Annotated in this window: 11 protein-coding genes and 1 pseudogene; 7 read left to right on the top strand and 5 right to left on the bottom strand. The window is 56.7% G+C overall.

Annotated elements, in window-relative coordinates; all coding sequences use genetic code 11:
* Window positions 1-120 precede the first annotated feature (120 nt).
* The 5 genes and pseudogenes from ACOYW2_RS10135 to ACOYW2_RS10115 form a co-directional block, all read right to left on the bottom strand.
* Window positions 121-444 (bottom strand): hypothetical protein, encoded by a 324-nt coding sequence (locus ACOYW2_RS10135; protein WP_482770312.1) that lies wholly within the window; start codon window positions 442-444, stop codon window positions 121-123.
* Between the two features lie 43 nt (window positions 445-487).
* Window positions 488-1,558: a hypothetical protein gene (locus ACOYW2_RS10130; RefSeq protein ID WP_482770311.1), complete on the bottom strand. Its 1,071-nt coding sequence runs from the start codon at window positions 1,556-1,558 to the stop codon at window positions 488-490.
* An 887-nt stretch (window positions 1,559-2,445) separates the two neighbouring features.
* Window positions 2,446-3,114, bottom strand: coding sequence for a 3-oxoacid CoA-transferase subunit B (locus tag ACOYW2_RS10125; RefSeq protein WP_482770310.1), 669 nt, complete (start codon window positions 3,112-3,114; stop codon window positions 2,446-2,448).
* Between the two features lie 5 nt (window positions 3,115-3,119).
* On the bottom strand, window positions 3,120-3,611 hold the full coding sequence (locus tag ACOYW2_RS10120) for a CoA transferase subunit A (protein ID WP_482422805.1): 492 nt from the start codon (window positions 3,609-3,611) through the stop codon (window positions 3,120-3,122).
* A gap of 40 nt (window positions 3,612-3,651) precedes the next feature.
* Window positions 3,652-3,705: pseudogene (locus tag ACOYW2_RS10115) on the bottom strand (hypothetical protein); the annotation flags it as partial.
* 654 nt (window positions 3,706-4,359) lie between these two features.
* Between ACOYW2_RS10115 and ACOYW2_RS10110 the strand changes: the two are divergent.
* From ACOYW2_RS10110 to kamE, 7 genes are all read left to right on the top strand, one after another.
* Window positions 4,360-4,953: a TetR/AcrR family transcriptional regulator gene (locus ACOYW2_RS10110; protein ID WP_482422804.1), complete on the top strand. Its 594-nt coding sequence runs from the start codon at window positions 4,360-4,362 to the stop codon at window positions 4,951-4,953.
* Between the two features lie 87 nt (window positions 4,954-5,040).
* Complete coding sequence (gene kdd / locus ACOYW2_RS10105; protein WP_482422803.1) at window positions 5,041-6,096, top strand: L-erythro-3,5-diaminohexanoate dehydrogenase; 1,056 nt, start codon at window positions 5,041-5,043, stop codon at window positions 6,094-6,096.
* A 142-nt stretch (window positions 6,097-6,238) separates the two neighbouring features.
* On the top strand, window positions 6,239-7,507 hold the full coding sequence (kamA, locus tag ACOYW2_RS10100) for a lysine 2,3-aminomutase (RefSeq protein ID WP_482416431.1): 1,269 nt from the start codon (window positions 6,239-6,241) through the stop codon (window positions 7,505-7,507).
* A gap of 185 nt (window positions 7,508-7,692) precedes the next feature.
* Entirely contained in the window at window positions 7,693-8,670 is a 978-nt protein-coding gene (locus ACOYW2_RS10095) for a hypothetical protein (protein WP_482770309.1), read from the top strand.
* Window positions 8,654-10,234, top strand: coding sequence for a P-loop NTPase family protein (locus ACOYW2_RS10090; RefSeq protein WP_482770308.1), 1,581 nt, complete (start codon window positions 8,654-8,656; stop codon window positions 10,232-10,234). The genes ACOYW2_RS10095 and ACOYW2_RS10090 overlap by 17 nt, the downstream gene beginning before the upstream one ends.
* Before the next feature lie 52 nt (window positions 10,235-10,286).
* Window positions 10,287-11,849 carry a lysine 5,6-aminomutase subunit alpha gene (gene kamD / locus ACOYW2_RS10085; RefSeq protein WP_482422800.1) on the top strand — a complete coding sequence of 521 codons (1,563 nt, stop codon included), beginning with the start codon at window positions 10,287-10,289 and terminating at the stop codon, window positions 11,847-11,849.
* Window positions 11,842-12,585 (top strand): lysine 5,6-aminomutase subunit beta, encoded by a 744-nt coding sequence (gene kamE, locus ACOYW2_RS10080; RefSeq protein ID WP_482770307.1) that lies wholly within the window; start codon window positions 11,842-11,844, stop codon window positions 12,583-12,585. The genes kamD and kamE overlap by 8 nt, the downstream gene beginning before the upstream one ends.
* Window positions 12,586-12,597 lie beyond the last annotated feature (12 nt).

Below are 12,597 nucleotides of genomic sequence, written 5' to 3'. Positions count from 1 at the left end.
TCCCTTGGTTCACGAAGAAGATCAAAAGGGATCCACTGGGACTCGAAGGACATCGTTTCCAAATCAGGTATCTGGCGAATTGCGTCCCCGATCTGCTTCGCCCAATTGTAATCATTCGTCTCATATGTGTAGGCCGCCGAGGCCTGTGCAATCATCCCGGCGGGGGGCATCACCAGATGATGGGTCTCCACTAAACCAAGCGCCACCCCCCCAAATGTCTTGGTAAACCGGTATTTTTAGGGCCCCGTAGCTATTGGTAGTGCAGGCAACCAGATGCATCTTTTTTGTCGAGGCGTCGATATTCGAATTATAGCTGACATTGCTGTAGACAAAGAAATTCTTCACCGGTTCGAGTTTGGAAATACGATCTATTCCATCGAAATATCCTGTTAACACGAGCTTTTCATCTATAGCGCCGTCGATCCGCTTGTTGGCTATCTGCATAACCGCCTCCATCAAATATTGATGAGTGTTATATTTCCCAGGCTCAATGGGCAGCTTGATAGTAGTAGCCACCGTCCGAAATTCTGTTTTTATCAAAACCATTGTATTTTGGAGTATAGACATGATCAGAATCCTCCGCAAAAATTGGAATATACTGTCCACTTTCGAAGCGTGACATAATCTCACCATTTTGTGTTGAATACACCGTAAAATAATCCAACGCATTCCCCCGAATTATCTTTTGTCCATCTGGAGATATATCAAAACAATATCCTCCATCAGTGACCAACATCCTGTGCTTGGACCAATCGGAATTAAAAATACACACGCCATAAGTTTTGACTAAATTTTCTGAGCCTCGAAGCCCACCATCTTTCAAGGGAATAGACCGTTCATGTCCATCAGCAACAATTTTATTTGTTGGTGGATAGATGAAAAAGTTATTAATACTAAAATAAACGTTATTGGACCAATCATAGAGAGTAATATCTTTTGTCTTTACGTCATATTTATAGAGCTTTGTTAAGCGCTCATTTTTACTTGTCAGCCCACCACCACCAAAAAAAACGATTGTTTTGCAATCATTTTGCCATCCCATATTTCTTGATTGGCCGTGCCGGGTTATCACATCCCGGCTCCCCATCTTCAAATCGTAAACCACCTTATGAAATCCGTTGGCGTCATCATCAAGGGTGAGACAAATATACCGATTATCGGGCGAGCGCCGCGGTGTATCCATGATAATGGCATCGCCCTCCGGTGAAAGCTGCGTATTGGAAAGCACTCGCCTTAAATCTGTCCCGTCAGTTTTCACGCTCCAAACCGAATCACAGTCTCTTATCGTCGGATCCGTGTGAACAAACTGAATCCTCGGGCTATCAAAAATTCCCGGGTCACCGTAGATCTCCTCTTTGATCTCGAATGTCCCGTCGGGCGCTACCTCATATAAGGGCGGTGGTTGGACAGACTCTTTTTTCGCAACGGTTTTGGTGTTGCTCGCCTCTGCCCGCCTTTGGTCGTCCTCGTCCCCTCCGGAAAGCAAAAAGACAAGGCATGCGACAACAAGGGCGACCATCGCGATTTTCTTCAGGACATCCACCTTGCCATTTTCCATGGTTTTCTCCTCTCTCGATCAAGTCGATTCAACGCAGTATAATTATTCAGGCAACATTCAATTTTAAATCAATTAGGTTTTCGTGACGTTCGATGGGCACGGCGCCAAGGGTGTCACCACTCCAATGGGTGCGGCTTGCCTTCGCCGATTCCAGGCGTACTTTGGGAGAGTTATCGCCGCGGGCGTTGGGTGGCGGACCGTAGGATGGGCAAAGCGGAGCGTGCCCATCTTTGTTACGAGGACAGATGGGCACGGCGCAAAAGGTGTCGCCACCCCGATGGATGCGGCTTGGCCTTTGCCCATCCTACAGGGTTTCGGGTTCTCGCCACCGGTCGTCGGCTGGCGGCCCGTAGGATGGGCAAAGCGGAGCGTGCCCATCTTTGTTGCGTCTACAGCCTGGCCCACGGCAACGCGCCAAGGGTGTCGCCACTCCAATGGATTCGGCTTGGCCTTTGCCCATCCTACAGGGTTTCGGCTTATCAACGCGGGCGCTGGGTGGCGGCAAAACGTAATAATGTCTTTTATGGAGACCGCCCATGCAGAGGATATCTTATTGTCGCAAGTAAAGTATGGCCCTGTTTCGCAGCAGTTCATGACGATTTTCAACCGCGAATCATTGCTCAGATAACTACAAGGAAACTTGAATGTCAAGAATTATAGCAGCAAGATATTATGACACAAAAAGGGGTCGGCAATTTAGGCGGTTATACCGACATGTACACACAGACAAAAGAGGAATAGGCTATGAACCAACGGGGCATGACACGTGGCCGAGTACTTCAGGATAGGCGCAATCAAAAAAGCCGCCCCCGACATAATCGGGAGCGGCTGAGAAGCAAAGAATACTGGTTATGGAGGTCGGACGCGTTCTTACTGAGCGATCCGGGTCAACACACCTGCATGACGGGCACCTCATCGGGGATGATCAGGTCGGCATCGGTGTGTGCCACCACGTCGTCTACGGTGAGGCCCGGGGCAACCTCTTTCAGAACCAGCCCCGCGTCGGTGACCTCCATCACTGCCATGTCCGTAACGATAAGGTTTGCCTGGCCCACGGCGGTGAGGGGAAGGGTGCAGCGCTTGAGGATCTTGGACGATCCGTTTTTGTTCACATGGTCTGTGGCGATGATCACGCGGCGGGCACCGGTGCAGAGATCCATGGCGCCCCCCATGCCCGGCACCATCTTGCCGGGGATGATGTAGTTGGCGATGTTGCCCTCCTGGTCCACCTCAAGGGTTCCCAGGACCGTGGCGTCCACGTGGCCGCCGCGGATGATGCCGAAGGAGGTGGCGCTGTCGAAGAAACAGCCGCCCTGCTTGATGGTCACCGGCTTGTTTCCGGCGTTGATCAGATCGGGATCCTCCTGGCCTTGGGGCGGACAGGGGCCCATGCCGATGAAACCGTTTTCGGACTGGAGAAAAATCTCCACATCGGCGGGGACGTGGTCGGCCACCATGGTGGGCATGCCGATGCCCAGGTTCACCACGTCGCCGTCCTTGAACTCCCTTGCGATTCGCTTGACGATCATCTCGCGCTTGCTGATTTTCTCTGCCATGTTGTCTACCCTCCTACCACTGCGTCGACAAAAATACCCGGCAGCATCACGTGATCCGGGTCAATGGCCCCCACGTCCTCCAGGAATTCCGCTTCCACAATCACATAATCACAGGCCATGGCCATGAGCGGGTTGAAGTTCTGGGCCGATTTGCGGAACACAAGGTTGCCCTGCCTGTCAGCCTTAAAAGCCTTGATGAGGGCCACGTCCCCTTTGATGGGCGGCTCCAGGAGAAATTCGCGGCCGTCCACGGTGATCTTTTCTTTGCCCTCTTCCACGTGGGTTCCCACCCCGGTGGGGGTAAGAATTCCGCCGAGCCCCACGCCTGCGGCACGGATCCGCTCGGCCAGGGTGCCCTGGGGAACCAGAACAGCGTCGATTTTCTCCTCGGCCATCAGCTTGCCGAACTCGGGGTTGAGCCCCACATGGGACGCATAAAAACAGGAAGCCATGTCGTTTCGGATCAGCTTCTCGATGGCTGCCCGGGACCCCAGCATCGTTGCAGACCACGGTGAGGTCCGTCACCCCTTTTTCGACGACGGCATCCACCAGCGCTTCGGGGGTGCCCACTGTCATAAACCCGCCGATCATTACGGTCATCCCGCTTTCGATCCGCGCCACAGCGTCCTTCATTGTCGTGATTTTGTTCATCCTGCCAAATCCTTAATAGTCGCGACCGCGTCATGGTATACGCCCCGGAAACCCAGGAACATGCCGGCTGTCACCCTTGGGAGCCTGCCGGGCTTGAGAAGGATGGTTTCGTGATCAGGGCTGCATCAAACGGATTTCGGATCTCCTTGAAAACCGATAGAAGATCCCGGGCAAAACCACCGGGGATACCCCGCACATGGCCTGCCACGATTACCTAACAAGCGTTAGGTAGAGGGATATATAATCTCGCCACAACAATATTGTCAAGAGTCTTAAAATGATAGAGCCATAGCATCACAGAAGAAACAACACGGTAGTTACGAGCTATACTTCGCAAAAGCCCAACCCCGACCTAACCCGTTCAAGACAGGGCCACGCCAGGCCATCATTTTAAACGGTCGTAAAAACTCTGTAATCACAAGCTAAAAACATGCCAAAACAACTATTTTTCGAGCAATAATATATTTCGCAATTCCCTGCTCTTTTTTTCTTGACTTTGTCCGATCCATGAAACTAACCTAACAAACGTTAGGTTTTGTATCGGCAACTCGCCGCCCGTATGATCTGCAACCAGAAGAACAAGGATCGCCGGCCATGAGCACCACGACCATCTCCACACGCAAGACCATCATCTTCCGCGAAGCCGCCCATCTCTTCCGAGAAAAAGGCTACAGCGGCTCCACCCTCCGGGAACTGGCCAAGCGTGCCGGCGTCAAGGGCGGCAGCATCTACCACCACTTCAACTCCAAGCAAGAGATCCTCTTCATGATCATGGAGTACACCATGACCAACCTCATCACCAAGGTCTCCCGGGAGATCGAAGGTGAGGAGAGCCCCCTTGCAAAGCTGCGCAAAGCCATCCGCGTTCACGTGGAATACCACACCGTGGATTCCGACGAGACCTACGTGGCAGACGCCGAACTCCGCAGCCTGGAAGTCCCCAACTACAAAAAAATCGTCAAAATGCGAGACCGCTACGAGCGGCTGTACAAAGATATGCTTCAGGAAGGAATAGATAAGGGGGAGCTGGCCATGGACAACGTCACCATCTCCTCCCGGGCCCTGCTCCAGATGTGTACCGGCATCTCATACTGGTACAACCCGGAAGGCCCCCTCTCCATCAAGGAGATTGCCGACAGCTATGTGGACCTCTTTTTTCACGGGGTCTGCGGCAATGTGGCCAACTGAGCGGCCACCGACACCGGCTCAAACTGTCGTACCCCATATCCTGGGGACCATACCGCAGCTATTCAATAATGTAAGGAGTGTGTTACCATGTCTTTGGAAGTGATCAAGAACGGCAACCCCTTCGGCGCCCACAGGGTGGTGGAACCCAAGGGTGTCCTTCCCCAGCCCGCCCGGAAAATCGACAACAACTTAAACCGCATCTGGGACAACGAACTCCTCATCGACGTCCAGTTCCTCAACATCGACTCTGCCAGCTTTACCCAGATCAAGACCGAGGTGGGGGCCGACGACGACAAAATCAAGGCAAAAATCCTTGAAATCGTGGGCGATCGAGGCAAGATGCACAACCCCGTCACCGGCTCCGGCGGCATGCTCATCGGCACTGTCCAGGCCGTCGGGGAAAAGCTCAAAGAGACCTGCCCCCTTAAAGAAGGAGACCGCATTGTCAGCCTCGTCTCCCTGTCCCTGACGCCCCTTGCCATCGAGGAGATCCTGGAGGTGAAGAAAGAGACCGACCAGGTCAAGGTAAAGGCCAAGGCCGTCCTCTTTGAAAACTCCCTCTACGCCAAGCTACCCGAAGACATGCCCGAGACCCTGGCCCTGGCCGTTCTCGATGTCTGCGGCGCCCCCGCACAGACCGCCCGCCTCGTCAAGCAGGGCGACACCACCGTCATCATCGGTGCCGGCGGAAAATCCGGTATCCTCTGCGCCTGGGAAGCCAAGCGCCGTGCAGGCGTCACCGGCCGCATCATCGGTGTGGAATACTCCGATGCAGGGGTGGCCTCACTGAAAGCCCTGGGCATCTGCGACGACGTCGTCAAACTCGACGCCTCGGACGCCCTCACCTGCTACGACACCATCAGCACCCTCACCGACGGCAAACTGGCCGACGTCATCATCAACTGCGTCAACATAGAAAACACCGAACTGGCCTCCATCATGATGTGCCGGGACAAGGGTGTTGTCTACTTTTTCAGCATGGCCACCTCCTTTACCAAGGCCGCCCTCGGCGCCGAAGGCATCGGCAAAGACGTGGACATGATCATCGGCAACGGCTACACCGCAGGCCACGCTGAGATCGCCTTGAATGTCGTTAGAGAATCAAGCGATATCAGAGAGATGTACGAAAAGCTTTACGTATAAGACAAATTAAAATACGCCAAGGGACCCGCTCTTCCTCCTGCTGCTTCTCCTCCCACTCTCCTTCTCCCTCACGCACTCCCCTCCGGCGTCGGCATAGAATCGTCACTGTCAGCTCAACAGCACACAAGAGGGTTTTCACCGCATGAAAGAGTACAAGCGTCACGACTACAGGGAAATCGAACTTTACAAGGACGTTCCCGAAGAGGATTGGACCAACTGGAAGTGGCAGCTCCGAAACGTTGTCACCGACATCCCCACCCTGAAAAAGATCATGCCCATCGACAAATCCATGGAGCAGGATCTCGAAAAGTGCCTTGAAAAATTCACCATGGCCATCACCCCCTACTATGCCTCCATCATGGAGAAGGACTACCACCGCGGCGTCATCCGCCTTCAGGCCGTCCCCTCCATCAACGAACTCCACGTGGCTCCCGATGACCAGGACGACCCCCTGCACGAAGATGTGGACTCCCCGGTTCCCGGCCTCACACACCGCTACCCCGACCGCGTGCTGCTTCTGGTCACCCACATCTGCTCCATGAACTGCCGCCACTGCACCCGGCGCCGCATGGTGGGCGACCATGACACCCACCTCTCCCGAGCCTCCATCGACAAATGCATCGACTACATCCGCGAGCACAAAGAGGTGCGTGATGTGCTCATCTCCGGCGGGGACCCCTTTACCCTCACGGACGACTCTCTTGAATACGTCCTTAAAAAGGTCCGCGCCATCGACCACGTGGAGATCATCCGCATCGGCTCCCGCACCCCGGTGGTCATGCCCCAGCGCATCACCGACGACCTGTGCAACATGCTGAAAAAGTACCACCCCCTATACGTGAACACCCACTTCAACCACCCGGACGAGATCACCGCAGACTCCAAGGAGGCCTGTGAGCGCCTGGCCAACGCCGGGATCCAGATGGGCAACCAGACCGTGCTCTTAAGGGACGTCAACGACTGCCCCAACATCATGAAAAAACTCATGCACGAGCTGCTTCGCATCCGCGTGAAGCCCTACTACATCTACCAGTGCGACCTCTCCATGGGCATCTCCCACTTCCGCACCTCCATCACCAAGGGCATGGAGATCATCGAAAACCTGCGCGGCCACACATCCGGCATGGCGGTGCCCACCTTTGTGGTGGATGCCCCCGGGGGCGGCGGCAAGATCCCTGTGATGCCCAACTACCTGCTCTCCCAGTCCGACCGGCGCTTTGCCCTGCGGAACTACGAAGGGGTCATCACCACCTACACCCAGCCCGAAGAAGTCTTCTCCAACTGCGGGCGCTGCAACATCTGCAAGGAAAACGAAAAGCAGTACAAACCCCTGGACGGCGTGGCCAAGCTCCTCTCAGGCGAGAAACTCTACCTGGAGCCCGCCAACCTCCAGCGCCGCAAGCGGGATTAACAAGAAAAAAACGCCTCCGGCGACCCTGCCGGGGGCCAACCTTTTAAAAAGGTTGCCAAACAGGATTTTGATTGTTTCAACGATTAACTTCGCGCTTACTCTTGCCCCGAGGAACGAGGGGCAAGAGTAAGCGCAACCTGGGGTCCAGGGGATCATCCCCTGGCCGCCGGAGGCATCGTCCCTTCATGAAAACGTACTGTTTCATCGGAACCGATAAAAACGCCGGAAAGACCACGGCTTTCAACGCCGTGTATGCCGAACGGGTGCGCAGGGGTCAGACCCTGCTCCTCACCTCCATCGGCATCAACGGCGAGACCACCGATGAATTTGACGGGGGGATCAAGCCCGGTATCCGGGTGATGCCCGGTTCTTTTTTCGTGACGGCCGGAGAGCACCTCACCGGCCACACCGGCAAATACGACACCTGGGCCACCTTTGTGCCGCCGCGTTTTGCAAAGCCCCTGGTGCTGGGTCGGTGCACCCTGGCCTTTGACATCCTCCTGGAAGGACCCAACACCGGAACGGAGCTGTCCCTATTAAAAGGTAAACTCGCAGGGCTCATCCCTTCGGAGTCCATCCTCCTTGTGGACGGTTCCATCGACCGGCAGTTCCTGGCGAGCCCCGAGCTCTGCGACGCCTTCTACTTCTCGGTGCTTTTTTCCAAGCGGGAGCCCCAGAGGCGCAAAGCCGAGGCCTTTCTCTCCGCTCTCTCCTTCCAGGGCTGCAGCGGCAACGTGGCCCGGATGATAGACGAGGAAAAAGGAAAATCCACCCGCGCCATTCTTTTTGATGAAGACGGCTCGGTCATTCATCACGGAGAGCTTATGCCCTTTGCGGACAAGGCCCTCCACGACAAACTGGGCAAGCTGGGGGCACGGCCTGCCGTGCTCTACTTAAACGGCGCCCTCACCCTGACCCTGGCCGAGTACCTGGCGCCCCTTAAAGGGCTCACCCTGGTCCTCGACAACATGACCCTCTACCAGAACGTCTCCGCAGGCCCGAGAAAAGCCCTCCTTTTCAAGCCGGAAGTTCGCCTCCTTCACACGGTGAAGGTCAAGCGGATCTTCATCCGGGAAGAGGCCCCCTTTGATCGCAGCCTGCTTCCGGCTGACGCAGAAGTTTACAACCTCTTCAGGGACGGTACCCATGGCATTGGAATTTAGACAGGACCTCATACCCCGCGCTCTTAAAGAGGAGCTGGCCTTCGACGCTTATCTCGCCCTCTTCGATCTGGGCCTGCCCCTGATCCCCGCAACCATCCTGGAGCCCATGGGAAAAGCCGAAGGGGCGGCGCACTTTGAGGCCCTCGGCAGGATCGAGGCAACCTTCTCCCCGGAGACCCTTTCCGAACTCATCAAGATAAGCGCAAGGCTTCCCCGCCTGGAGTCTCTGCTCCCCCACTTTGAGGGGGCGGGCCTCCAGCAGTTCCATCTCTTTGAGTTGAACCGGTTCCTCTCCGTCACGGCAGAGCTCACCGCCCTTGAGCACACTCTGCCCACAGCGTTGGAATCCCACGGGGCCTTGAACGGCATGCGCGAGGTCCTTTTCCGCCATACGGAGCGGGAAGGCGCAGCCCTTTCCGTCAACGAGGCCACAGCACGAATCAGAAAAAAACTGGAAGAGGTTGAAAAAAGCCTGAACAAAGAGATCCTCGCCCATGAACAGGCGGTGGAAAAGGCCATGGGCCTTCGCATGATCTACCCCTTTCCCCGGGAGATGGAAGGGAGCGATCCGCTCCTTGAAAAGGCCCTGAGCTGCTCGCTTCTGCAGGTCACCGAAACCGGGGAGACCCTCCGCCTGGACCACCGCCCCGGGGCCTCCCTCTTGGAAAAAGTCGCGGCCAAAGAGGCCCTCACCGCAGAGCTGGAAGTCTGCACCGAAGGTCTTCTGGCGGAGATCAACGCTGAGATGGTCCCTTTTTTCAACGCGTTTTACACCCTGTACGAAGAACGGAAAAAACGCTGTCTTCTCTACACCCTCGTGTTTGTAAAGCAGCGGGAGGGGCTTGCCTTCCCCAAATTTGTGGACGGGTGCCGATTTCACCTTGAAGAGGGGCGCTCCTTTGCCCTTGCCCTAAAGAAAGGCAGGGGCTGCGTTCCCCTCTCCATCGATCTGGCCCCGGGCTCCAATGTGCTCTACGGAGCCAACATGAGCGGCAAGACCACGGTCCTCAAGACCCTCTACTTCCTGCTCACCGCCATCCGCACGGGCCTTCCGGTACCGGCTGATGCCATCACCCTGCACTACCCGGAGTCGGTGCGGTTGCTCCTCAAATCGTCCGGGGACATGGGCAAAGACCTCTCCTCCTTCGGGGAAGAGCTCCAGTTCTTCGCCCGGGAGCCCGAAGAGGGAGCTTTTATCCTGGCCGATGAGCTTTTTCTCTCCACCGACCCGGTAAACGGTGCGGAGCTCTCCCGCATCTTCATCGACAATTACGGCAAACGTCCCTTGATCTTCTTCTGCACCACCCACTACCCCAGGGTGCTGGAGATGAACACCCCTCGCCTCTTCCGCATGCTCGACGTGGAGTTTGCAGATGAGGCAGGACAAGCCATGGATCTCTCCAACCTGGCATCCCTGATGCCCTACAGGCTGGAGCACATCTCGTCTGAACATGCCGCGTCTGCGGTGCGCGCCAACCGCAAGCCCCTGGAGCTTGCCCTCTGCTTTCCCCTGCCCGAAAGCATCAAGGCGCGCATCAGGGAAACGGTTGAAGGCACGAAATAACCCGAAGCCGGGGATGTCACCTCCGGCGGACCCATGAATCAGGATATGCACTATGGCAACAATTGATTTAAATCACGAGCAGATCGACCGACTGAAGTCCAAGGCAAAAACCATTGCCGATCAGGTCCAATCCATGATCGACCGCTACTCCTCGGTCTCTGTTGAACGTGCCGTGCTGAGGTTGTACGGCGTGGACGGCGTCAACGAAGAGGGCACGCCCCTTCCCAACCGGCTGGTGGAGATCCTCCAGGAAAAGGGCCGCCTTGACGACGGCGTATCCGGTCACTTTGCAGCCGCCGTCCTGGACTCCGGCCGGGATCCGGTCACCACCGCCGAGCTCATCGAACAGGGCCGCATCGACTTCGGGAACCTCACCCGGTTCTCCCAGGACGAGGTGGCCCTTAAAGAGAAGCAGCTTTGCGCCGCCGCCATCAGCCGCCTGGATGCCACCCGCAGGGCCAAGGCCGAAAAGCTGAAGAAATACCCCGAGGGGCCCCAGCCCTGGAAGTACCTTATCGTGGCCACGGGCAACATCTACGAAGACCGCCTCCAGGCCAAGGCCGCTGCGGGCTCCGGCGCCGACATCATCGCGGTGATCCGCTCCACGGCCCAGTCCCTTCTGGACTACGTGCCGTACGGCCCCACCACCGAAGGGTTCGGCGGCACCTTTGCCACCCAGGCCAACTTCAAGATCATGCGCGAAGCCCTGGACGAAGCCTGTGAGGAGAACGACCGCTACATCCGCCTGGTGAACTACGCCTCAGGCCTCTGCATGGCCGAGATCGCAGCCTGCGCGGCCATGGAAGATCTCGACATGCTCTTGAACGACTCCATGTACGGCATCCTCTTCCGGGACATCAACTTAAAGCGTACCTTCATCGACCAGCACTTCTCGCGGCTCATCTGCTCCCGGGCCAAAATCATCATCAACACCGGCGAGGACAACTACCTCACCACCTCCGATGCCGTGGAGAACGCCTACACCGTCACCGCCTCCCAGCTCATCAACGAGGCCATGGGCAAAAATTCTCTGCTCACCGACGACCTCCTGGGTTTGGGACATGCCTTTGAGATCAACCCTTCCATTGAAAACGGCTTTCTCTATGAGCTGGCCCACGCCCAGATCGCGCGGCAGCTCTTCCCCAACGCACCTTTAAAGTACATGCCGCCCACCAAGTACAAGAGCACCGACATCTTCTTCTCCCACTGCATGGACACCATGTTCAACCTGGCCTCGGTCACCACCGGCCAGGGCATCCACCTGGCGGGCATCCTCACCGAGGCCATCCACACACCGCTCCTGCAGGACCGCTACCAGGCCATCGACTCCATCAACTACGTCTTCAACAATGCCCGGGGCCTGGGGGACGAAATCGAGTTCAAAAAGGACGGCATCATCGCCAGGCGGGCCCAGGAGGTCCTCGACCAGGTGGAGCACTTCCTCACCGAGGTGTGCCAGAAGGGCCTTACCGTTGCCATCAACGAAGGCCGGTTTGCCGACATCAAACGTGCCGACGACGGCGGAAAAGGGCTTGAAGGGGTCTTTGCCAAGGGTCCCTCCTACAAGAACCCCATCCTGGAACAGCTTGAGAAAGAAGGAGTCATCAATGAGTAAGGAGATGATCAAGCCCTATGGCGACACACTGAACGACGGCATTGTCCAGCTGGCCTTCACCCTTCCGGACACGAGGCAGAACCGGGCCAAAAAAGCCGCGGAGCTCTACGCCGGAAAACTCGGCCTCACCGATGTCTCCGTCTCCTTTTCCAAGGAGATAGCCGAGGGCTTTACCTATTTCGTGATCTTCGGCAAGGCCCAGCCCGAGCTGGACTTCTCCCAGGTCCACGCCTCCGAGGCCAAGGTGGAGCGCCTGGATTTCTACGAGATCAACAACCTCATCAAGACCAGCCTCAACCGCAAAGTGGCCGTGGTGGGAGCTTCCATCGGCACCGACGCCCACACCGTGGGCATCGACGCCATCATGAACATGAAGGGCTACAACCAGGACTACGGCCTGGAACGTTACCCGGAGATGGACGCCTGCAACTTAGGGGCCCAGGTCCCCTGCGAAGAGCTTCTCAAAAAAGCCGTTGAGATGGATGCCGATGCCATCCTGGTCAGCCAGACCGTCACCCAGAAGGACGCCCACATCCGGAACTTCACCGAGATGATCGAGCTCCTTGAAGCGGAGAACATGCGGGACCGGTTTGTCCTGCTGGCAGGGGGCCCCCGGGTCACCAACGACCTGGCCGTGGAGCTGGGCTACGACGCGGGCTTCGGCCCGGGCACCGTGCCCTCCCACGTGGGATCCTACATCGCCACCCAGCTGGTGAAACGCAAAGGCAGAAGCTAATGCTTCGTGAAA

Source organism: Desulfoluna sp. CLI2B (genome assembly GCF_056847375.1).
The sequence above is the reverse complement of the archived record's forward strand: the minus strand, read 5'-3'. Positions and strand labels throughout refer to the sequence as shown.